The sequence below is a fragment of the Aeromicrobium tamlense genome (genome assembly GCF_013408555.1).
In the GTDB taxonomy this organism is placed as follows: domain Bacteria; phylum Actinomycetota; class Actinomycetes; order Propionibacteriales; family Nocardioidaceae; genus Aeromicrobium; species Aeromicrobium tamlense.
In genome coordinates this window covers 813,502-833,965 of record NZ_JACBZN010000001.1, presented here as the reverse complement: position 1 = coordinate 833,965, position 20,464 = coordinate 813,502, and the positions used below count along the sequence as shown (strand labels likewise).

The window sequence follows — 20,464 nt, the reverse complement described above, 5'->3', positions numbered from 1 at the left end:
GGGCGCGAATGAGTCGGCCTGTAAGCCGGATTCTGTCCTGCCGGAGCAGGGGCGGCCATCCATCTGGGATGCCCATTGCTGGACACCTCGGTGCGACCTACCTGCCGCTGAGGACGAGCAGCCCTGCGGCACGGCCCCGCGGACGGGGCCTACTTGGTCTTGCTCCCGGTGGGGTTTACCGAGCCACGACGGTCACCCGCCGTGCTGGTGAGCTCTTACCTCACCGTTTCACCCTTACCCGCACCACCCGAGGGTGGCCGCTGGCGGTCTGTTCTCTGTGGCACTGTCCCGCACGTCGCCGTGGGTGGCTGTTGGCCACCACCGTCGCTCTGTGGAGTCCGGACTTTCCTCGACACCCTCGAGGGATGCCGCGGCCGCCCGGCCGACTCATTCGCCCGTCCATCCTATGCCCGCCGAGCCCGTGCCATGACCCGCCCGGTAGGCTGGCGACATCGAAAGGGAGTAGTCCCCAATCGCTGCGTCGACACACTGAGGCCTCGCCTCCGGTGCAGCGGGCCAGGCAACTGGCGGACGAGACTTTCGACCGGATTCGTGTACACGAGCCCGGTCGAGGCTCGTCGGTACGCACACGCTCCTCGTCCGGGCAGGACGAGGAGCATTTTTTCATGTGGGAAGCCCTACTGCTGAGCACCGTGGTGATCTTCGTCGCCGAGCTCGGCGACAAGAGCCAGTTGATGGCGATGACGTTCGCCACGCGGTACCGCGCCCGCGACGTGCTGATCGGCATCACGATCGCCACCGCGATCGTCCACCTCGCGTCGGTCGCGATCGGCTACTTCATCGGCGCCGCCTTCGAGGACTACCAGGCGTGGATCTCCATCGCGGCCGGTGTCGCCTTCATCGCGTTCGGCCTGTGGACCCTGCGCGGTGACGAGCTCACCGAGGAGGAGGCCGAGAAGGCCCAGAGGAGCACCGGCTTCTCCATCCTGGCCGTCGGCACGGCGTTCTTCCTCGCAGAGCTCGGCGACAAGACGATGCTCGCGACCATCACGCTGGCGGTGCAGGAGAACTGGTTCGGCACGTGGATCGGCAGCACCGTCGGCATGGTCGCGGCCGATGCGCTGGCCATCTGGGTGGGCTTCCTGCTCGGCAAGCGCCTGCCGGAGAGGACGATCAAGTACGCCGCCGCGATCGCGTTCTTCGTGTTCGCCGTCGTGCTGATCCTCGAGGGCGTCTCGCATGTGTGAGGTCGATAGGGTCGCCACGTGCTGATCGTGCTGCCGCCCTCGGAGGGCAAGACCCGTCCCGAGTCCGGCTCCCCGCTCGATCTCGAGACCCTCTCGTCGCCGCGACTGAACCGCACCCGCGAGCAGCTGATCAACGCCCTCGTGCGGCTCAGCTCCACGAAGCGGGCCGCCGAGATCCTCGAGCTCGGGCCGAAGCAGGCCGACGACATCGCCCGCAACGCGCGGCTGCGCGAGGAGCCCACCGCGCCCGCGATCGACGTCTACACCGGCGTGCTGTACTCCGAGCTCGGCTGGACCACGCTCGACGAGGCCGCCCAGGAGCGCGGGCGGACCAGCCTGGCGATCGCCTCGGCGCTGTTCGGGCTGCTGCGCCCGCACGACGAGATCCCCGCCTACCGGATGAGTGGCTCGGTTTCGCTCCCCCGGCTCGGCACCGTCGCCAGCCGCTGGAAGCCCGTCGTGCCGAAGGCGCTGGTCGAGCTGGCCGAGGGCGAGCTCGTGCTCGACCTCCGCTCAGGCACCTACGTGGCGCTCGGGCAGGCTCCGACGGGCTCGGTCACGCTGCGCGTGCTGACGGAGGCGAACGGGAAGCGCTCGATCGTCAGCCACAGCAACAAGGCCACCAAGGGCCAGATCGTCCGCCGGGTGCTCGCCGAGGCCGTCGAGGCCAAGGACGCCGAGACGTTCGGTGACGCCCTGCGTGACCTCGGCTGGACCGTCGAGACCTCGGGCCCCGCGCGCCTCGACGTCATCCTGCGCTGACTCGGCCGCGCGAGATGCGCAGGGTCAGGGAGTGACGGAGAAGTTGCGCAGGCTCGGGGTGCCGTCGGGCCACCAGGAGATGGTGGTGATCGAGGCGGGCGCGAGCTCCATCCGATGGATGACGCCCATGTCCGAGCCCAGCGCGAGACGCACCATCAGCTTGATGGGCGTGACGTGGCTGGCCACGACGACCGTCTGACCCGCGTACTGGTGCAGGATCCGGTCGCGGGCCGCCTCGACGCGCGTGGCGACCTCGTCGAAGGACTCGCCGCCCGGCGGCGGGACGGCGGTGGACGACAGCCACTTCTCCAGCTCGGCGGGCCAGCGCTTCATGATGTCGCCGAACGAGAAGCCGTCCCACTCGCCGAAGCCGGCCTCGGCGAAGCCCTCCTCGATGGCGACCGGCAGCCCGAGACGCTCGGCCACCTGCGCGGCGGTCTGGCGCGTGCGCTGCAGCGGCGAGGCCACGATGGCGTCGGCTCCCCCGCGCTCGGCGATCCACGCGGCGGCCCGGCGGGCCTGCTCGACGCCCTCGTCGACCAGCGGCGGGTCCTCCCCGCCGGTGCCGCTGAAGAGCTTGCGCTGCGTGTGGGCGGTGACGCCGTGACGCAGCAGGATGAACGTGGTCGGGTCGCCGTGCATCGAGCCGCGCCAGCCCAGCAGCGGATTCTTGCCCTTCGCGTCCAGCGGCGCGTCCGCCTCACGCGGCTCGGTGAACAGCGCGGGGGCCTCGGGCGGCTCGTCGGCCAGCTGCACCGGCTCGCGGGACTCGAGGGTGGAGACGCGGCCCGGGCGGCCCGCCTTCTCGGCGTCGAGCGCGGCATTGGCGAGGCTGTCCGCACGGGCGTTCTTCGCGCGCGGCACCCAGGTCCACGTGACCGGGCCGAGGTCGCGGACGATCGTCTGCGCCTGCATCGCCAGCGGCTTCATGTCGGGGTGCTTGATCTTCCAGCGCCCCGCCATCTGCTCGATGACGAGCTTGGAGTCCATGCGGACCTCGAGCGGCTCGCCGGCGGCGTGCTCACGCGCGAGCTCGAGGGCGCCGATCAGGCCGCGGTACTCCGCGACGTTGTTCGTCGCGATGCCGATCGTCTCGCCGCGGTCGGCGACGAGCACGCCGTCGCGCAGCAGCGCCGACCCGTAGGCGGCCGGCCCCGGATTGCCGCGCGATCCTCCGTCGGCCTCGGCGACCCAGCCCATCAGACGCCGGACTCGGAGCTGCGGACGAGGATGCGGCTGCACTCGGGGCAGCGCAGCACGGTGTCCTCGGGCTCGGCGGCCAGCTCGCGCAGGTCGGCGCCGTTGATCTCCAGGTGGCAGCCCTGGCAGCGACGTGCGCGCAGCGCGGCGGCGCCGAGGCCACCGTGGTTCGCGGCGACCTTCTGGTAGAGCGCGAAGAGGTCCTCGGGCACGTTCGGCCGGATCGACTCGCGGGCCGCGGACGCCTCCGACGCCTCTGCATCGAGCGCGGCGATCTTCTCGTCGCGCGCGGCGACGAGCGCGTCGCGCGCGGCGGTCTCGGCGTCGAGCGCGGCGACGGCCTCATCCAGCTCGGCCTGCGCGGCCTCGAGCTGCTCCATGACCTCGAGCTCCTCGTCCTCCAGCGTGGAGATCCGGCGGGCCAGGGCCTCGAGCTCGCTCTGCAGGCTGGACAGGTCCTTCGGGTTGGTGATGGCGCCGGAGGCCATGCGGTCCTCGTCGCGCGTGCGCCGCGCCTTGACCTGCTCCACCTCGACGTCGGCCTTCGCCTGCGCCCGCTCGAGGTCGGACACGCGGGTCTGCGCGGCCACCCGGCGGGACTCGATCTCGCGCAGGCGCGCGTCGGACGCGGCGATCTCGGCGTGCTCGGGCAGGGTGTTGCGGCGGTGGGTCAGCTGCGCGAGCGCCGAGTCCTTCTCCTGCAGGTCCAGCAACGCCTGCTGGGCGACCGGTTCAGCCTTCACGTGCGACTCCTCATGACAATGTCCGGCTCCAGGGATCGGTGCCGATCGTGGAGACGTGGGTCTTCACCGTATCGCCCAACTCCTCGCGGACGGCCGCCGCCACGGTCGGCAGCCAGGTCCACTCGGCGGCCCAGTGCGGCACGTCGACGACGGCACACGCACCGGGGCGCTCGAGGTGCTCACTGACGGGGTGGTGGCGCAGGTCGGACGTGACGTAGACGTCGGCTCCGGCGGCCTGCGCCGCGCCCAGCAGGAAGTCGCCCGAGCCGCCGCACAGGGCCACGGTCTCGACGCGCCGGTCGAGGTCGCCGGCGATGCGCGTGGCGCCCGCGTGCGCCGGGAGGCTGGTCCGGACGTGCTCCGCGAACTCGCCCAGCGTCATCGGCTGCGGCAGGCGACCGATGCGACCCGAGCCGCGCTCGCTCGGTCGCGCGGCGAGCGGCCAGAGGTCGTAGGCCGTCTCCTCGTACGGGTGGGCGTCGATCATCGCGGCACGCACCGCCTCGCGGATCCCACGGTCGGCGACGACCTCGACGCGGGTCTCCTCGACCCACTCGACCTCCCCCACCGACCCGATGGCCGGGTCGGCGCCGTCGAGGGGGCGGAACGAGCCGCGACCGGGGCTCTGGAACTGCGCCCGGTCGTAGTCGCCGAGACGACCCGCGCCCGCGTCGTGCATCGCGCCGACGACGCGAGCGGCATCGTCACGCGGCACGTAGACGACCCACTTGTCGAGTGGCGGCTCCGCGTCGGTCTCGAGCGGCCGCACGTCGGTGAGGTCGAGTGCGAGGGCCATCGACTCGCTGACGCCGCGCGGCGCGCAGTCGGCGTTCGTGTGGCACGTGTGCAGCGCGATCCCGTTCGCGATGAGCGTGTGCACGACCCGTCCCTTCGGCGTGGTCGCGGCCACCGACGTGACGCCCTTGAGGTACAGCGGATGGTGCGTGACGACGAGCTGGGCGCCCCGCTCGACCGCCTCGTCGACGACGGCCTGGACCGGGTCGACGGCGAACAGGATCGAGGAGACCTCTGCGTCGGGGTCTCCCGCGACCGTGCCCACGGCGTCCCAGTCGTCGGCCCACCGGGGGTCGTAGAGGCCGTCCAGGACGGCGATGACGTCACGCAGCGATGGCATGGGGCGAGTCTGTCACGGCCGTCCGTCAGGCCTGGAAGACCTGGAAGTTCGCCGGCATGCCCGGCTCGATCTCGGTCTCGGGCTCCTTCGTGGTCCACCCGCGGTCGACCGCGCCGGGCGTCTGGGCGATGTCGCCGAACCTCAACGGGAGTCCGGCCGCCCGCAGCGGCTGCGCGCGGTCCATCAGCTGGAAGTGCAGGTGGGGCTCGGACGTGTTGCCCGAGTTGCCCACCTGTCCCAGCACGTCGCCCGCGGCGACCCGGTCGCCGACGCGCACCGTCGCGGTGCCCCGCCTCACGTGCGCGTAGAGGGCGTAGGTCCCGTCGCCGTGGTCGACGACCACGCGGTTGCCGATCACCGCGCCGGGTCCGCCGAGGTCGCGCAGGCCGTCGATCACCATCATGTACGCGAAGGCGAGCCACGAGGTGCGCGACAGGTGGTCGCGGCGGCCGTCGACGACCCTCACCACGGTGCCGTCGGCGACGGCGTGGATCGGCTCGCCGAACGAGCTGAACTCCTCGGGCCTCTCGAAGCCGCCGAACACGGGGTACTCGGCCTTCGTCCCCTCGGGGCGCGGATGGATCAGGTCGACGGCATGGGACTGGCCGTAGCCCCGGACCCCGTGACTGGGCACCGACGACGCCGGACTGTGCACCACGGTCCATGTGCCGCGGACGGGACTGGCCACCTGCAGGGGCTCACGGTGGTCCTGCTTCGGTGGCCGCACGAGGCACAGCGCGAACGACACGAGCACGACCAGGCTCGACAGCCCGATGGGGACGTCGAGCAGCAGACCCGCCGCGATGCCCAGCAGGAACAGCCAGGCCCAGAGCGGGAACAGACTGCTGACGACGCGACGCCACGCTCCGGTCTTGCCCATGTCAGGCCACCGTCGCCAGCGCGAAGGGCAGCACCGCGGGCGCGCCGGCCCGCCTCAGCTCACGTGCCGCGACCGTCACCGTCCACCGGCTGTCGACGAGGTCGTCGACGAGCAGGACCGGTCCGTCCACCCCGCGCAGGCGCGCGGCCAGGTCGGCGCCGACCGCGAACCGTCCCCACACCGACGCCAGCCGGAAGGCGCTGTTGCCACCGGTCTCCGCACGCGGGACGTGGGGGTCGAGGTCGAGCGTGCCCAGCAGCGGCATCCGCCCGAGCCGCGAGATCGTCTCGGCCGCGGACGACACGAGGGTCGGACGCGTGACGGAGGGCATCGCGACGACGGCGACGGGTCGCTGCTCCCACGGCCAGTCGCGCAACGCGCGGACGGCGGCGCCGACGAGCGCCTCGGGGATCGGCTGGTCGGGCGCGCCCGCGGCGAACAGCTCGCGCAGCGCACCACCCCAGCCGAGGTCGGTGAGTCGCGCGATGACGCGACCCGTCTCGGCGCGCTCGTCGACCGCGATCCGGCCCTTGACGTCGACGCCGCGGCGGTCGGCCCCGGTGGGCCACTGGCCCCGCGGCTCGATCGGGACGCCGACCCGGTCGAGCGCCTCGGTGGCTCGCCCGACGGTGGCCTCGGGGACGTCCGTCGGGTACCAAGAGCCGGTGCACACGTCGCACCGGCCGCACCGGGTCGCGGACGGGTCGTCGAGGTCGCGCTGGAGCAGCTCCATCCGGCACGTCTCGCCGCGCTCGTACGTGAGCATCGCCTGCTGCTCGTGCTCGCGGGCCGCGGCGATCCGCTGGTAGCGCTCGGCGTCGTAGGTCCAGGGCTGTCCGGTGGCGATCCAGCCACCGCGCACCTTGCGCACGGCGCCGTCCACGTCGAGCACCTTCAGCAGCAGCTCGAGCTGGGTGCGCTTGACGTCGACGAGGGCCTCCAGCGCGGGCGTGGAGATCGGCTCGGACCCGAGCTGGCCGATGACGCGCTCGGCCCGCTCGGGGTCGGGCATCGAGGCCGTGGCGAAGTAGCGCCAGATCTCGCGGTCCTCGGTGCCCGGGAGCAGCAGCACGTCGGCGCGGTCGGTGGCGCGGCCGGCGCGGCCGACCTGCTGGTAGTACGCCACGGGCGACGACGGGGCGCCGAGGTGGACGACGAAGCCGAGGTCGGGCTTGTCGAAGCCCATCCCGAGCGCGCTGGTGGCCACGAGCGCCTTCACGCGGTTGTCCTTGAGCGCCTGCTCGAGCTCCTCGCGCTCGGACGGATCGGTGCGACCGGTGTAGGCGCGCACCTCGTAGCCGGCCTCGCGCAGGAGCCGCGCGGTGTCCTCGGCCGCGGAGACCGTGAGCGCATAGATGATCCCGCTGCCGGTGAGGTCGCCCAGGTGCGCCACGAGCCAGCCGAGCCGCTGCTTGGCGGTGGGCAGGGTGAGCGAGCCGAGCCGCAGCGAGTCACGCGCGAGGGAGCCGCGCAGCGTGAGCACGTCGCCGCCCAGCTGCTCGGCGACGTCGGCCACGACCCGCGCGTTCGCCGTGGCCGTGGTGGCCAGCACCGGCACGTGCGAGCCGAGGGACTCGATCACGTGGGCCAACCGACGGTAGTCGGGCCGGAAGTCATGGCCCCAGTCGGAGATGCAATGCGCCTCGTCGACCACGAGCAGGCCCATCCGGTCAAGCAGCCGCGGCAGCTGCTGCTCGCGGAAGGTGGGGTTGTTCAGCCGCTCGGGCGAGACGAGCAGCACGTCGATCGTGTCGTTCGCCAGGCGCGACTCGATGTCGTCCCACTCCTCGACGGTGGCCGAGTTGATGGCCGCGGCGCGGACGCCCGCACGCTCGGCCGCGGCGACCTGGTCGCGCATCAGCGCCAGCAGCGGCGACACCAGCACCGTGGGCCCGGCGCCCCGCGCGCGCAGCAGCGCCGTGGCCACGAAGTAGACCGCCGACTTGCCCCAGCCCGTGCGCTGGACGACGAGCGCGCGACGCTGCTGGTCGACCAGCGCGGCGATCGCCTCGAGCTGGCCCTCGTGGAAGGTCGCGTCGGGGCGCCCGGTGAGGGCGCGCAGTCGTTCGAGGGCCTCATCGGCCGTGGTCGTGGCGATCGACGTCATGCACCGATCGTGTCAGGCTCCGCCGACAACGCCTCCGGACCGCTGCATCAGCGGCCCGCGGCGGCCAGCGCGACGTCCAGCCAGGACCGCAGCTGGTCGTCGGTCGCGAGCCCCTCGGACCGGACCGAGAGCCAGCCGTCGCCCATCACCCGTCCGTTCCGCATCGCGGCCGGCTCCGCGCCGGGCCGGGCGAGCGCCTCCGCCCGCGTCGCCGGGTCGACCCGCACCAGCAGGCTCCCGTCGCGACGTGCGGCCACCGTGAGCGCCTCGTCCACCATGAACGACAGCCCGCCGAACATCGTGACCTCGCGCGTCACCCGTCCCGCGAGCTGGTGACGGACCCGGCGCGCCAGCGCCTCCTGCGGCGTCTCGGTCATGGCCCGACCCTCCCACGCGGTCGCGCGGACGGGAATCCCGGAGACCCCGCCGGCGGCTACCGTCGAGGCCGTGACCGACGTGAGCCAGTGGCGCGAGGACCTCGCAGGACTCGGTCCGACGGAGTGGCCGGAGTACGTGGAGACGCGCTCGGGGCTGCCCGGCCCCCGCGCGAACCTCGCGCTCGTGGGGGTCGTGGCCGAGCGTGCCGACCCCGCCGCCGTCGAGGCGCTGCTCGCCGACGGGCGCGAGTACCCGGCCATGTGCGCGGCCGCCGCGGTGGCGCGGCGGTCGTCCGACGCATCGGTCGAGGTCACGGCTCGTGCGCTCGCCGCCGACGAGCGCTGGCGCGTGCGCGAGGGCGTGGCGCTCGGGCTCCAGCTCCTCGGCGACACCGACCCGCACGCGTGGCGCTCCATCGCGTCTCGCTGGGTCGACGACCCCAGTCCCCTCGTCCAGCGCGCCGCGGTCGCCGCGATCTGCGAGCCCCGCCTGCTGCGCACGAGCGAGACCGCTGCCGCCGCCGTCGACGTCTGCGCGCGGGCGACCCGTCACCTCGCGGCACTCCCGGCAGAGGCGGCCCGCCGGCCCGACGCCCGGACCCTGCGCCAGGCGCTGGGCTACGGCTGGAGCGTGGCGGTGGCGGCCGATCCCGGTGTGGGTCTCGGCGCGTTCCTCGCCCTCGACACCGAGCTGCCGGACGTCGCGTGGATCGTCCGGGAGAACCGCCGCAAGAAGCGGCTGTCGACGCTCCTGTAGGCCCGCAGTCGCGGAGCGCCCGATGCCCGGGCGCCCCGCGACTGCACCTCAGGTCAGCCGGAGCGTCGTGACACAGGTGGCGTCCTGGTCGCCCTGCGTCGACACCGGCACGGTCCCCCGGCTGCCCTCGTGCTCCACCGTGAGCGTCCCGCGGATCCCCCGCGGCACCCACAGACCGACGAAGCCGTTGTCGAACGTCGACCGCGTCTCGCTGAGCACGACCTCGCCGTCCGTCGCCGTGAGCTCGACGCGCAGCGGGGTGTTCGCGAGCTCGCCCACGCACGTGGTGAGGCTGTGGAAGTGACACTCGTGCGTGTCCCGGCGGTAGGGGGCGACCGACACGTAGACCTCGTCCCGCGGCATCGGCAGCTCCACCTCCCGTCGGCCGTCGCCGAGCACGACGACGTCAGGGCGCACCGAGGCCGTGAGGCCCTCCGGTCGCTCCTGCACGGGCATCGCGTCGAGGCGGTCGATCACCTCCGTCGCGGAGAGCCCGTCCAGGTCGTACCGGGCCAGGAACGCCTCCTCGGCGCCGTCGGCCTTCTCGTCGCCGCCGCCCGAGCACGCGGCGATCGCGAGGAGGCACGCGACCAGCAGGACGAGGACGCCTCGCCGCCGCGCGGTCACGACTGCTCCAGGAGGTCGTTCATCCGCTCGATCTCCAGCAGCTGGGTGGCGACGATCGAGCCCGCCAGGCCCACGGCGTCCGGGTGACGACCGTCGGCGACCTCGCTGCGCGCCATGTCGATCGCGCCCTCGTGGTGCTCGATCATCTGCTCGAGGAACAGTCGCGACGCGCGGTCGCCCTCGGCGTCCTCGAGCGCGGCCATGTCCTGCTCGTCCATCATCCCGGCGCCGTGGCCACCGCCGTGCGACGCGTCGGCCGTCGGGGCGTCCCAGTCCGCGAGCCAACCGCGCAGCTGCTCGATCTCGGGGGCCTGGGCCTGCTTGATCTCCTCGGCCAGCGCGCGGACCCGCGGGTCGATCCCGTCCTTGGCGAGGATCAGGTCGCTCATCTCGATCGCCTGCTCGTGGTGCGGGATCATCATCGTCGCGAACATCACGTCCGCCTCGTTGGCGTCCGCTCTCTCGGTCTGCGCGTCCGCGGAGCCGTGACCGCGGTGGTCGGCTCCGGGCTCGCGTGCATCGTCCGAGCAGCCGCCGAGGGTCAGCGCCGCGAGGAGGGCCAGTGCCGCGGGCGCGGCAGTACGTCGTCTCATGTCTTCTCCGTGTTCGTGAGGGTGTCGGCACGCGCCGTCGTCGGCGCGGCTCGGGCAGGAGGCCCCGTGACGGGTGTCATCAGGGGCCCGACCCATCACGTTCGGCTGATGCAGAGGGCCTGGAGCGAGGGTGCTCGGGACAGGACGGGGAGCGCGATGTCGAGCCGCGCGGGCACGGTCCACGAGCGATGGAGCCATGACGGGAGCAGCCGCGGGAGCGCGAGGACCAGCAGGACGAGCAGGAGCGCCAGGACGCAGGCCATGGCCATGCCCAGGTGACCGCCGACGGCGCACTCGACGCAGCTCGCCGGGCTCTCGGCCGCCGGCACGACGGCGTCGGCCGCGAGGTGCTCCCCCACGTCGTGCGCGGCGTGCGCGACGGCGGGAGCCTGCGCGGCGGGGGTCCCGTGGAGGTTGAGCGTGTGCATGCCCAGCAGGCCGACGATCACACCCGCGACGAGCAGTCCACCCAGCAACACGAACCGGATGCGACCCCGGCTCCTCACCGCCTCCACGGACATGCGGCCAGTGTAGGTCGGCACGTCGGTCACGACGACCGGGGCCGAGCGGTCCGGCGACGGGGTGCGGTGGGCGAAGAGGGGCTCGAACCCCCGACCTTCCGGGTGTAAACCGGATGCTCTGACCAGCTGAGCTATTCGCCCCACGGCACGAGGACGTGCAGGAGAACGGTAACGCAAGCATCTCGCGTCCCGCCCCGGCACAGAAAAGCCGCGCCGCCGGGGTCTCGGGTCCCCGGCGGCGCGGTAGTTCCATCAAACCAGATCGCCATGGCCGGCGTGAGTGATTTCCACGCGTTGTGGTCTGAAAATTTGCTGTGGGATTACCCCAGTGACGCAAGTGCCTCACGGTAAGCAGAGAGATCACGAGCCTCGCCGATTCCGTTCTCCACCTTCCAGCGCACGATCCCCTCGCGATCGATCAGGTAGGTGCCTCGGGCAGCGGCACCGGCCTTCTCCTGGAAGATGCCGTAGGCCTTCGAGACGGCGCCGTGCGGCCAGAAGTCGCTCAGCAGGCTGAACTCGTACCCGTCCTGCTCGGCGTAGGCGCGCAGGCTGAACATGTGGTCGCACGAGATCGCCAGGACCTCGGCGTCGACGTCGTTGAAGATCGCGAGGTTGTCGCGGATCTCGCACAGCTCGCCGGTGCAGATCCCGCTGAACGCGAAGGGGTAGAACAGCACGACCACGTTGCGGCCACGCAGACTCGACAGCGTGACGTCCTCGCCGTGCTGGTTCTTGAGGGTGAAGTCCGGTGCGGGCGACCCGATCTCGATGCTCACGGTCACCTCTTGTGCGTGGAGAGCTTGGTGGCGACCCAGTTCGGGCCGACGGCGGACGTCGTGGTGATCGACAGGCCCGCGATGGGGGCGGCCTCACCGATGTCGGCGCCCGAGACGTGTCCCTCGTGACCGACCTTGGGGGTCAGGAGCCAGACGAATCCGCCTTCGGCCACATCCTGCGTCGCGTCGACGAGGGCGTCGGTCAGATCGCCGTCCTCCTCGCGCCACCACAGGATCACGCCATCGACGACCTCGCCGATGTCGCCGTCCACCAGCTCGCTGCCCGTGTGGGACTCGATGGCGGAGCGGAACTCCGCGTCGGTGTCCTCGTCCCAGCCGAGCTCCTGGATGACGGAGTCAGGTTCGAAGCCCAGCTTCCCCGCGTCCACCGCACCTCCTTCTTCCCTACTGTCCAGTAGGGCGTATCGGTTCCTTGCCGGACTCACACTAGCGAACTCCGGGTGGTTTGATGGAAGGGTCCATCCCGACACCCCAGGGAGTGCACCATGGCCTCATCCGGCCCCGACCGCCCCATCATCCACGGCGGCATGCCCACACAGCTGCCCGACGTGGATCCCGACGAGACGCAGGACTGGCTCCGCTCACTCGACCAGATGGTCGACGAGCGAGGACGCGACCGCGCCCGCTACGTCATGCTGCGCATGCTCGAGAGGTCCCGTGAGCGGGCCGTCGGCATGCCGGCGCTGCGCAGCACCGACTTCATCAACACCATCCCGCCCGAGCGCGAGCCGGAGTTCCCCGGCGACGAGGACATCGAGCGACGCATCCGCTCGTACATCCGCTGGAACGCCGCGGTCATGGTGTCGCGGGCGAACCGCCCCGGCCTCGGCGTGGGCGGCCACATCGCCACCTACCAGTCGGCGGCCAGCCTCTACGAGGTCGGCTTCAACCACTTCTTCCGCGGCAAGGAGCACCCCGGCGGCGGCGACCAGATCTACTACCAGGGCCACGCCGCGCCCGGCATCTACGCCCGCTCCTTCCTCGAGGGCCGCTTCGACGAGTCCGCCCTCAACAACTTCCGCCAGGAGAAGTCCCAGGGCGAGGGCAAGGGCCTCCCGTCCTACCCGCACCCGCGCCTCATGAGCGACTACTGGGAGTTCCCCACGGTCTCGATGGGCCTCGCGGCGATCAACTCGATCTACCAGGCGCGCTTCAACCGCTACCTGGAGAACCGCGGCATCAAGGACACCAGCGAGCAGCACGTCTGGACGTTCCTGGGCGACGGCGAGATGGGCGAGCCCGAGTCCCTCGGCGCGATCGGCCTGGCCGCCCGCGAGCAGCTCGACAACCTCACGTTCGTCGTCAACTGCAACCTGCAGCAGCTCGACGGCCCGGTCCGCGGCAACGGCAAGGTCATCCAGGAGCTCGAGTCCTTCTTCCTGGGCGCCGGCTGGAACGTCATCAAGGTCGTGTGGGGACGCGAGTGGGACGACCTGCTCGCCCGCGACACCACGGGCGCGCTCGTCAACCAGATGAACCGCGTGCCCGACGGCGAGTTCCAGACCCTCTCGATCGAGACGGGCGCGTACAACCGCGAGCACTTCTTCGGTCCCGACCCGGAGCTGGCCAAGATCGTGGAGCACCTCTCGGACGAGGACATCGAGAAGCTCCCGCGCGGCGGTCACGACTACCGCAAGGTCTACGCCGCGTTCGAGTCGGCCCGCAAGCACAAGGGCCAGCCGACCGTGATCCTGGCCCACACCATCAAGGGCTGGCTGCTCGAGTCGTTCATGGCGCGCAACGCGACGCACCAGATGAAGAAGCTGACGAACGACGACCTGAAGACCTTCCGCGACCGGCTGCGGATCCCGATCACCGACGAGCAGATCGACTCCCCCGACGGCGCCCCGTACTACCACCCGGGCGCCGACCACGAGGACATCCGGTACATGCTCGAGCGCCGACGCGAGCTCGGCGGCTCGCTGCCGTCGCGCATCGTGCGGGCCAAGCCGCTCACGCTGCCCGAGGAGGGCGCGTACGCCGACCTGCGCAAGGGCTCGGGCAAGCAGCAGATCGCCACGACGATGGCGTTCGTGCGGCTGCTGCGCGAGTTCATGAAGGACAAGCAGATCGGCCAGCGGATCGTCCCCATCGCGCCGGACGAGTACCGCACGTTCGGCATGGACTCGATGTTCCCGTCGGCGAAGATCTACAGCCCGCACGGCCAGACCTACGAGTCTGTCGACCGCAAGCTGCTGCTGGCGTACAAGGAGAGCGAGCAGGGCCAGCTCCTGCACGAGGGCATCAGCGAGGCCGGCGCGGCCGCTTCGGCGATCGCGGCCGGCAGCGCGTACGCGACGCACGGCGAGCCGATGATCCCGGTCTACCTCTTCTACTCGATGTTCGGCTTCCAGCGCACGGGTGACTCGTTCTGGGCGATGGCCGACCAGCTCTCGCGCGGCTTCCTCGTGGGCGCCACGGCGGGTCGCACGACGCTCACCGGCGAGGGCCTGCAGCACGCCGACGGCCACTCCCCGCTCATCGCGCGCACGAACCCGGCGGTCGTCCACTACGACCCCGCGTACGCGTTCGAGATCGCGCACATCATGCGCGACGGCCTGCGCCGGATGTACGGCGACTCCGACCACGGCGGCAGCAGCTTCGGCGAGGACGTCATCTACTACCTGACGGTCTACAACGAGCCGATCAACCAGCCGGCCGAGCCCGAGGGCGTCGACGTGGAGGGCATCCTCAAGGGCGCCCACCGCTACGCCGCGTCGCCGATCGAGGGCGACGCCCCCGCGCGCATCCTCGCCTCGGGCGTCTCGGTGCCGTGGGCGCTGCAGGCCCAGGCCACGCTGGCCGAGGAGTACGGCGTCGCCGCCGAGGTCTGGTCGGTCACGTCCTGGAACGAGCTGGCCCGCGAGGCCGAGGCCGCGGAGCGGTGGAACTTCAACCACCTCGCCGAGGAGCCCCGGACGCCGTGGATCACGACGAAGCTCGGCGAGGGCGGCCCCACGATCGCCGTCAGCGACTACATGCGCGCCGTTCCCGACCAGATCTCGCGCTGGGTGCCCGGCACGTGGACCTCGCTGGGCGCCGACGGCTTCGGCTTCGCCGACACCCGCGCGGGTGCCCGCCGCTACTTCCAGATCGACGCCGAGTCGATCGTGGTGGCGGTGCTGGCGTCGCTCGGACGCGAGGGTCGGATCGACGCCAAGGTCGCGCAGGAGGCGTTCGACTCGCTGCGGATCGACGATCCCACCGCCGTTGCAGGCGTGAAGCAGGAGGGCGCCGACGCCTGACCCGTTCGGCAGGACGCCTCAGGGTGCTCTCAGCGAGGGCGCCGTAGACTGGTGCGCATGCTCAGACGATGGTGGGACGTGCTGCGCGCGTGGCCGTACACCTTCGGGGTCGCTCTCGCGGCCGGAATCGGCATCACCGCGCTCGTGCTGTCGGCCCAGCTGGGCATCGCGCTGAAGGATCCCGAGGGCTTCCTCGGTCCGGCGTACGTCCGCCTGCCCGTCATGGGCCTGGCGTTCTTCGCCCTGGGCGTCGTGCCGGCCGCGATCCGTCGCGCCGGGTGGCGTCACGCCTTCCGCGGCGCTCGCGAGATCGTGCGCGACGAGTGGACTTGGGGCCGCGTCGCGCACATCGCGACCGGCCTGCTGACGTTCTACATCTGCTACGTCGCCTACCGGAACATCAAGGGCTTCCTGCCCGTCCTGCGCGAGGGCGTCAACTTCGACACGATGCTGTCGCGCTGGGACTACTGGCTGATGTTCGGCAACCACCCCGCCGACGTCATGCACAGCCTGCTGGGCACGGGCATCTCGGCACAGGTGCTGGCCACGGTCTACGTCAGCTACCTCATGCTGATCCCGATCACGCTGGCCGCGTTCCTCGTGCTGAACCGCGACTACACGCTCGGTGCCTGGTACGCCACGGCGCTCTCGCTGAACTGGGTGCTCGGCACCGCCAGCTACTACATCTTCCCCTCGCTGGGCCCGACGTACTCGAACGCGACCCTGTTCGACGACCTGCCCACCACGGGCGTCACCCAGCTGCAGGAGTCGCTGTTCATCAATGCGGCACAGAACTACGAGGACCCCACCGGCGCGCCGATCTGGGGCATCGCCGCGTTCGCCTCGCTGCACGTCTCGGTGACCTTCACCGCGGTCCTGTTCTTCCAGCGCACCGACCAGCCGCGCTACCTGCAGATCACCGCCTGGGTCTACTTCGTCCTCACCGTCATCGCGACGATCTACTTCGGCTGGCACTTCATCGCCGACGACATCGCCGGCGCCTTCATCGGCTGGCTCGCGGTGGCGCTGGGCGGCTGGGCCACCGGCAACGGGTTCTGGCACCAGAGGCACCACAAGCTTCAGCTGACGGCGGAGGGCGACTCCGACCCGGCGTCCGACAGCGACACGCTGGCCAACCCGGCCTGATCGCCGCGGCGCAGCAGCGCGCGCCACTTTCCCCGGTGGTACTGCGCCGGCGCCTGGATCCGGCAGAAGTCGACCACGAGCCGGGCGAACTCCTCGGGGTGGTCCTTGTGCGGGAAGTGCCCGGAGTCCTCGAAGACGTGCACGTGGGAGTTCTCCAGCAGCGGCAGCCGCTGGGCGTGGGCCACGGGGATGACGCGGTCGTCGCGTCCCCAGACCACCAGCAGCGGCATCAGCCGGGTCAGGTAGGCGCGGTCGGCCATCGTGACGAACTGGCCGTTCATGTCGAGCACGGTGCGGGTGAGACGGCGGATCGCCAGGGTCGTGGCGGGGTCGGCGAGCCGCTCGTAGATCGCGGCCACCTCGTCGAGGTCGCGCGCCGCCGGGACGCGTGAGAGCGCTCGCAGGGCGCCGCTGGCGACCCCGCGCCACGGCTTGAGCGTGGCCAGGCGCATGCCCAGCCCGACGCCCGGCAGCGTGAGGGCGCGGATCAGCGGCGTGACCTCGGGGCCCAGTCCCCCGCTGGAGACCAGGACGACCCGTTCGGTGCGCTCGGGGAACTGGTAGGCGAACTGCATCGCGACGCCGCCGCCGAAGCTGTGACCGGCGACCGTGACCTTGTCGATGCCCAGGATCGTCAGCAGGTCGCGCATGCCGTTGGCGAAGCCGCCGAGCGAGTAGTCGGCGTTGGGCTTGTCGGACTCGCCGTGGCCGAGGAGGTCGGGCGCGATGACGGTGAAGTGCTCGGCGAGCAGGTCCATCACCGGGAACCAGGTGCTGGAGTCGCAGGCCATCCCGTGCAGGAGCAGCAGCGGCGGGCCCGATCCGCGCATCCGATACGCGCGGCGGTAGCCGTGGACCACGACGTAGTCGACGTCGTCCACCGCTCCGCGCTCGGGGGGCCGCACCATTCGCTCATCGTAGGTCAGGTCGTCGCGGGATTCTCGGAGAAGCCCCGTAGACTTCCGGCTGTGACGTCTCGACCTGACCTGCGCCACCCGGCCGCGCGCGCCTTCGGCTGGCTCGCGCTCATCGGCGTGGCGCTGGGCGTCGGGATCGGCCTGTTCTCCGCCGGCGCGCTGACCGCCACGGGCGTCACCTCGGCCGACCTGCCGCCACTGGCGGCTCCCACGAGCGCGCCCACCACGGCGCCGACGCCGACCCCCACCCCGACGCCCGAGCCCGAGCCCGAGGACAAGGGCCCCCAGCCCAAGCTGACGCCCGTCCCGGGCAACCGCGCCGCCCCCGGCGAGCGCTTCGACATCGTCGGCGTGCTGCCGTCGGCCGACAAGGGCGCGCAGCTGCAGATCCAGGTCAAGGACGGCGACGGGCCGTGGGACGACTTCCCCGTCACCGTCGCGGCCACCGACGGCGGTCGCTTCGAGACGAAGATCTACACGTCGCGCACCGGCGAGCGGAAGTTCCGCGTCACCGACAAGGCGTCGGGCGACTCCACGCCCGACATCACCGTCACGATCGGCTGAGCCGGGTCAGATCACCGGGTCAGATCACCTGGTGCAGCCAGCGCACGGGAGCGCCCTCGCCCGCCTGACGGAAGGGCTCGAGCTCGGCGTCCCACTTGACGCCCAGCAGGCCGTCGAGGGCCTCGTCCATCGTGATGTCGCCCTGGGCCGCCTTGACCCGGAACGCCTTGATGCGGTCCTCGGGGATCAGCACGTCGCCGTGCAGGCCGGTCATGGCGTGGAAGATGCCCAGGCTGGGCGTGAAGGAGTAGCGGGCGCCCTCGCTGGTGGCGGTGGGCTCCTCGGTGATCTCGAAGCGGAGCAGGTCCCAGCCGCGCAGCACGGACGTGAGCGCCGCGGCGGTGCCCGACGGGGCCTGCCACGACAGCTCGGCGCGGTAGGTGCCCGGCTCGGCGGGCTGCGGGGTCCATGAGAGGTCGACCTTGCCGCCCAGCACGCCGGCCGCTGCCCACTCGATGTGGGCGCACAGAGCCGAGGGTGAAGAGTGCACGAAAAGGACACCCCGCGTCATCGGGGTGCCGGTCCGGACCGTATTCACCGTGTTCATCGGTACCTCCCTAGGTGCGCCTTCCCCAGCGATCTCGGGTGATACCTGTCCCCATTGTGACCCATCCCGAGCACTTCCGACAAGCGTTGCCCCGACGAGCGCCTCACGACGCCCCACCCGCCACCTGTCGGACGTCGGGGACTCCCGCGGAGCGCAGCAGGTCGACGATCTCACGGTCGTCCTCCCACGCCTCCACCACGGTCAGCCCGTCCGAGGCGATGTCTCGTAGCAGCTCGGTCTTGACCACGGTGGCGGGCCGGTAGTCGGCGGCCAGGCGCATGTAAAGGCCGTCCTGGGCGATGCCGTGCCGGTCGAGCCAGTCGAGCGTCAGGTCGCGCCACAGGAACTCCCGGCCCGTCCACAGGACGATCGCCAGACCTCTGCCCCGCGCCTCGTCCAGCGCGGCGTGCACGTCGGCGCGGGTGGGCGCGTCGGCCGACGCCGCGTGGAAGGCGCGGTAGTCGGCGTCGGGCCCGGTCACGAGGTGCTCGATCTGCGAGGTGTCGCACAGCGTGCCGTCGAGATCGAACAGGGCGGCCTCACGGGTCATGGGGCCATCCTGTCAGCGGCGGTCAGCGCACCGGAGCCGCCGCACGGGGTCGCCCCGGATTCTCCGTCGGTCGCCGGACGCCCTGCCGCAGGCGGCCGGCACGGGCGCGGAGGTCGACCCAGGTCGAGTCGCGGACGAAGAGCAGGTCCAGCCCGATCATCGCCAACGAGAAGGGCCACAGCCCCATCAGCGTGGCGACGCCGAGGTGCATCAGGACCAGCGTGACGAGCACGACGATGCGGGTCGGCCGCCACAGGACGGCGAGCGGGAACAGCGTCTGCGCCCACAGTGCCACGAACGTGGCCAGCCCGATCGCCAGGGACGACTGCCACAGCAGCTCGTTCGCGATCGGCTGCACGGCGAAGGCGTCCAGGCGCAGGGCGTAGAAGAGGGCCGTCCCGTCGAGCCACTCCCCTCCCGACAGCTTCCAGAAGCCCGACACGACGTACACGACGAGAATCTGGAACCAGCAGAGCACGAGGCCGACGTTGTGGGCGGCGTTCGCGACGTGGGCCGGCACCCGGCGTCGCCGCGCGCGGCCACGCCGCAGCAGCGCGTCGACCGAGAGGTGGGCGTCGAGATTCGCGAACAGCATGAACAGCAGGGCGAGCCGGATGAGCGTGTCCCCGCCGTTGAGCACGTAGGGGTTGTTCGCCTGCAGCGACACCAGCAACACCAGCATGACCGGGAGGACGATCCGCGTCCGCAGGCCGATCGTGAAGAGCACCGCCAGGACGACGAGGCCGAAGAAGGCGACCTCGAACAGCAACGGCGAGTCCTTCGGCACCAGGACGTCGAACGTGGCGAAGCCCCGCCGTCTGGCCTCGGGGTCCACCCAGAAGGAGGCGTCGCCCCACAGCAGCTCGCGATCCCGGGCGCTGGGCACGAGAGTCAGCAGGATCGCGACGCCGAGCAGGATCCGCAGGAGCGCGAAGCTCCGCGGGTGGTGCTGGGCCGAGGTCAGCCAGGTCAGCAGGCCGTCGACGCGGGACTGCAGGGTCGTCATGCGGCCTCCTGGAAGACCCAGCCGGCACCGTGCCGCCGAATCAGGTCGCGGTACGCCTCGACGACGCGGGGCTCGACGCTCACGTTCGCCCGGCGCCAGCCGAACGTGGTGGTCGCGGTGCGGAACTGCTGCCGCTCCACGAACCGGTTGGCGAAGTCGTTCGGACGCTGTCGCACCACGCGCCACTGGACGTGCTCGATGGGCCGCCCGAATCCCGCCGTGGCGTACATCGTGGCGTTCCGCATCATCATGTAGTCCATCCGCAGGAAGCGGATGACGTCCGGGTCGCCTGCCCCGAGCCGATCGATGAGCTCAGCGTCGGGCACGGCGCGGGACCCGGCCCCGTCGCCCTCGACGAAGGAGTCCCGGGCGGTCTCGCGCTGGACCTCGTCCAGGGCCTGGTAGCGCTGCAGATACGTGCTGGAGGCGTTCCAGCTGCTCTTCGCGATGCGCGACGGCACCACGTGGCCCCTTACGGCCCGCAGCTCGATGTCGGTGACGGACACCCAGTCCGAGCGCACGAGGTCCCCGGAGTCGTCGCGCCACTGGGCGCGGATCTCGAGGGTGCGGTTGGTCTTGAGGATGTCCGGCGCGAACACGCGCCAGTTCTGGCCGAAGTACGGCAGGACGAGGGACCGCACCTGCTCGCGCAGGGGCGTGCCCTCGGGTGCCACGACCAGGGCGGTCGTCAGCATGACCACCGCAGCGATGATCAGCGCCACGATCCCGGTCCGCCGGACCGGGTCGGCTGCCTTGGCTGACTTCACGAGGGCTCCTGG

Annotated in this window: 22 protein-coding genes, 1 tRNA gene and 1 other RNA gene; 6 read left to right on the top strand and 18 right to left on the bottom strand. The window is 71.5% G+C overall.

Annotated features, from left to right (window positions below; genetic code table 11):
- Positions 1-5: 5 nt before the first annotated feature.
- Positions 6-390, bottom strand: an RNA gene (rnpB, locus tag BJ975_RS04245) — RNase P RNA component class A.
- Positions 391-626: 236 nt separating this feature from the next.
- Here rnpB and BJ975_RS04240 point away from each other — a divergent pair.
- Both BJ975_RS04240 and BJ975_RS04235 read left to right on the top strand, forming a co-directional pair.
- Entirely contained in the window at positions 627-1,208 is a 582-nt protein-coding gene (locus BJ975_RS04240) for a TMEM165/GDT1 family protein (RefSeq protein WP_179423938.1), read from the top strand.
- Between the two features lie 18 nt (positions 1,209-1,226).
- Positions 1,227-1,970, top strand: a complete 744-nt coding sequence (locus tag BJ975_RS04235; protein ID WP_179423937.1) for a YaaA family protein — start codon at positions 1,227-1,229, stop codon at positions 1,968-1,970.
- A 24-nt stretch (positions 1,971-1,994) separates the two neighbouring features.
- On the opposite strand, the gene BJ975_RS04230 is transcribed toward BJ975_RS04235, so the two are convergent.
- The 6 genes from BJ975_RS04230 to BJ975_RS04205 are packed head-to-tail and all read right to left on the bottom strand — an operon-like array spanning position 1,995 to position 8,412.
- Positions 1,995-3,170 (bottom strand): bifunctional RNase H/acid phosphatase, encoded by a 1,176-nt coding sequence (locus BJ975_RS04230; protein ID WP_179423935.1) that lies wholly within the window; start codon positions 3,168-3,170, stop codon positions 1,995-1,997.
- Entirely contained in the window at positions 3,170-3,913 is a 744-nt protein-coding gene (locus BJ975_RS04225; RefSeq protein ID WP_179423933.1) for a zinc ribbon domain-containing protein, read from the bottom strand. The genes BJ975_RS04230 and BJ975_RS04225 overlap by 1 nt, the downstream gene beginning before the upstream one ends.
- 10 nt (positions 3,914-3,923) lie before the next feature.
- On the bottom strand, positions 3,924-5,048 hold the full coding sequence (locus BJ975_RS04220) for a Nif3-like dinuclear metal center hexameric protein (RefSeq protein WP_179423931.1): 1,125 nt from the start codon (positions 5,046-5,048) through the stop codon (positions 3,924-3,926).
- A gap of 25 nt (positions 5,049-5,073) precedes the next feature.
- Positions 5,074-5,928: a M23 family metallopeptidase gene (locus tag BJ975_RS04215; protein ID WP_179423929.1), complete on the bottom strand. Its 855-nt coding sequence runs from the start codon at positions 5,926-5,928 to the stop codon at positions 5,074-5,076.
- A 1-nt stretch (position 5,929) separates the two neighbouring features.
- Positions 5,930-8,035: a RecQ family ATP-dependent DNA helicase gene (locus BJ975_RS04210; RefSeq protein WP_179423927.1), complete on the bottom strand. Its 2,106-nt coding sequence runs from the start codon at positions 8,033-8,035 to the stop codon at positions 5,930-5,932.
- 47 nt (positions 8,036-8,082) lie between these two features.
- On the bottom strand, positions 8,083-8,412 hold the full coding sequence (locus BJ975_RS04205; RefSeq protein ID WP_179423925.1) for a TfoX/Sxy family protein: 330 nt from the start codon (positions 8,410-8,412) through the stop codon (positions 8,083-8,085).
- Between the two features lie 70 nt (positions 8,413-8,482).
- On the opposite strand from BJ975_RS04205, the gene BJ975_RS04200 reads away from it, so the two are divergent.
- Complete coding sequence (locus BJ975_RS04200) at positions 8,483-9,169, top strand: HEAT repeat domain-containing protein (protein ID WP_179423923.1); 687 nt, start codon at positions 8,483-8,485, stop codon at positions 9,167-9,169.
- A 48-nt stretch (positions 9,170-9,217) separates the two neighbouring features.
- On the opposite strand, the gene BJ975_RS04195 is transcribed toward BJ975_RS04200, so the two are convergent.
- The 6 genes from BJ975_RS04195 to BJ975_RS04170 form a co-directional block, all read right to left on the bottom strand.
- Positions 9,218-9,796: a CueP family metal-binding protein gene (locus BJ975_RS04195; protein WP_179423921.1), complete on the bottom strand. Its 579-nt coding sequence runs from the start codon at positions 9,794-9,796 to the stop codon at positions 9,218-9,220.
- The gene (locus BJ975_RS04190) at positions 9,793-10,389 is read right to left on the bottom strand and encodes a DUF305 domain-containing protein (protein ID WP_179423919.1); all 597 of its coding nucleotides are present in this window, start codon (positions 10,387-10,389) and stop codon (positions 9,793-9,795) included. The genes BJ975_RS04195 and BJ975_RS04190 overlap by 4 nt, the downstream gene beginning before the upstream one ends.
- 95 nt (positions 10,390-10,484) lie before the next feature.
- Entirely contained in the window at positions 10,485-10,910 is a 426-nt protein-coding gene (locus tag BJ975_RS04185) for a DUF6153 family protein (RefSeq protein ID WP_179423918.1), read from the bottom strand.
- A 67-nt stretch (positions 10,911-10,977) separates the two neighbouring features.
- Positions 10,978-11,051, bottom strand: a tRNA-Val gene (locus BJ975_RS04180).
- A gap of 179 nt (positions 11,052-11,230) precedes the next feature.
- Entirely contained in the window at positions 11,231-11,689 is a 459-nt protein-coding gene (locus tag BJ975_RS04175) for a peroxiredoxin (RefSeq protein ID WP_179423916.1), read from the bottom strand.
- 2 nt (positions 11,690-11,691) lie between these two features.
- Positions 11,692-12,078, bottom strand: a complete 387-nt coding sequence (locus BJ975_RS04170; RefSeq protein ID WP_179423914.1) for a DUF3052 domain-containing protein — start codon at positions 12,076-12,078, stop codon at positions 11,692-11,694.
- A gap of 117 nt (positions 12,079-12,195) precedes the next feature.
- Between BJ975_RS04170 and aceE the strand changes: the two genes are divergently transcribed.
- Both aceE and BJ975_RS04160 read left to right on the top strand, forming a co-directional pair.
- Positions 12,196-14,955 (top strand): pyruvate dehydrogenase (acetyl-transferring), homodimeric type, encoded by a 2,760-nt coding sequence (gene aceE, locus BJ975_RS04165; RefSeq protein ID WP_179423912.1) that lies wholly within the window; start codon positions 12,196-12,198, stop codon positions 14,953-14,955.
- 57 nt (positions 14,956-15,012) lie between these two features.
- Positions 15,013-16,101, top strand: a complete 1,089-nt coding sequence (locus BJ975_RS04160; RefSeq protein WP_223302965.1) for a phosphatase PAP2 family protein — start codon at positions 15,013-15,015, stop codon at positions 16,099-16,101.
- Here BJ975_RS04160 and BJ975_RS04155 read toward each other — a convergent pair.
- A complete protein-coding gene (locus BJ975_RS04155) occupies positions 16,035-17,009 on the bottom strand; it encodes an alpha/beta fold hydrolase (RefSeq protein ID WP_179423910.1) in 975 nt (324 codons plus the stop codon). The two genes, BJ975_RS04160 and BJ975_RS04155, sit on opposite strands and share 67 nt — an antisense overlap.
- A 60-nt stretch (positions 17,010-17,069) precedes the next feature.
- Between BJ975_RS04155 and BJ975_RS04150 the strand changes: the two genes are divergently transcribed.
- The gene (locus BJ975_RS04150; RefSeq protein ID WP_179423908.1) at positions 17,070-17,582 is read left to right on the top strand and encodes a hypothetical protein; all 513 of its coding nucleotides are present in this window, start codon (positions 17,070-17,072) and stop codon (positions 17,580-17,582) included.
- Between the two features lie 19 nt (positions 17,583-17,601).
- Here BJ975_RS04150 and BJ975_RS04145 read toward each other — a convergent pair whose 3' ends face one another.
- The 4 genes from BJ975_RS04145 to BJ975_RS04130 all read right to left on the bottom strand — a co-directional run bounded on the left by BJ975_RS04145 (position 17,602) and on the right by BJ975_RS04130 (position 20,452).
- Positions 17,602-18,072, bottom strand: a complete 471-nt coding sequence (locus BJ975_RS04145) for a DUF3145 domain-containing protein (RefSeq protein ID WP_425545968.1) — start codon at positions 18,070-18,072, stop codon at positions 17,602-17,604.
- A 160-nt stretch (positions 18,073-18,232) separates the two neighbouring features.
- Positions 18,233-18,679 (bottom strand): phosphatase domain-containing protein, encoded by a 447-nt coding sequence (locus BJ975_RS04140; RefSeq protein ID WP_179423906.1) that lies wholly within the window; start codon positions 18,677-18,679, stop codon positions 18,233-18,235.
- A 22-nt stretch (positions 18,680-18,701) separates the two neighbouring features.
- Positions 18,702-19,685: an HTTM domain-containing protein gene (locus BJ975_RS04135; RefSeq protein WP_179423904.1), complete on the bottom strand. Its 984-nt coding sequence runs from the start codon at positions 19,683-19,685 to the stop codon at positions 18,702-18,704.
- Entirely contained in the window at positions 19,682-20,452 is a 771-nt protein-coding gene (locus BJ975_RS04130) for a DUF5819 family protein (protein WP_179423902.1), read from the bottom strand. The genes BJ975_RS04135 and BJ975_RS04130 overlap by 4 nt, the downstream gene beginning before the upstream one ends.
- Positions 20,453-20,464 lie beyond the last annotated feature (12 nt).

Coding starts and splice junctions, on each gene's coding strand:
- BJ975_RS04240 (WP_179423938.1), top strand. CDS start 627: ATGTGGGAAGCCCTACTGCTGAGCACCGTGGTGATCTTCGTCGCCGAG.
- BJ975_RS04230 (WP_179423935.1), bottom strand. CDS start 3,170: ATGGGCTGGGTCGCCGAGGCCGACGGAGGATCGCGCGGCAATCCGGGG.
- BJ975_RS04220 (WP_179423931.1), bottom strand. CDS start 5,048: ATGCCATCGCTGCGTGACGTCATCGCCGTCCTGGACGGCCTCTACGAC.
- BJ975_RS04215 (WP_179423929.1), bottom strand. CDS start 5,928: ATGGGCAAGACCGGAGCGTGGCGTCGCGTCGTCAGCAGTCTGTTCCCG.
- BJ975_RS04210 (WP_179423927.1), bottom strand. CDS start 8,035: ATGACGTCGATCGCCACGACCACGGCCGATGAGGCCCTCGAACGACTG.
- BJ975_RS04205 (WP_179423925.1), bottom strand. CDS start 8,412: ATGACCGAGACGCCGCAGGAGGCGCTGGCGCGCCGGGTCCGTCACCAG.
- BJ975_RS04190 (WP_179423919.1), bottom strand. CDS start 10,389: ATGAGACGACGTACTGCCGCGCCCGCGGCACTGGCCCTCCTCGCGGCG.
- BJ975_RS04185 (WP_179423918.1), bottom strand. CDS start 10,910: ATGTCCGTGGAGGCGGTGAGGAGCCGGGGTCGCATCCGGTTCGTGTTG.
- aceE (WP_179423912.1), top strand. CDS start 12,196: ATGGCCTCATCCGGCCCCGACCGCCCCATCATCCACGGCGGCATGCCC.
- BJ975_RS04160 (WP_223302965.1), top strand. CDS start 15,013: ATGCTCAGACGATGGTGGGACGTGCTGCGCGCGTGGCCGTACACCTTC.
- BJ975_RS04155 (WP_179423910.1), bottom strand. CDS start 17,009: ATGGTGCGGCCCCCCGAGCGCGGAGCGGTGGACGACGTCGACTACGTC.
- BJ975_RS04140 (WP_179423906.1), bottom strand. CDS start 18,679: ATGACCCGTGAGGCCGCCCTGTTCGATCTCGACGGCACGCTGTGCGAC.
- BJ975_RS04135 (WP_179423904.1), bottom strand. CDS start 19,685: ATGACGACCCTGCAGTCCCGCGTCGACGGCCTGCTGACCTGGCTGACC.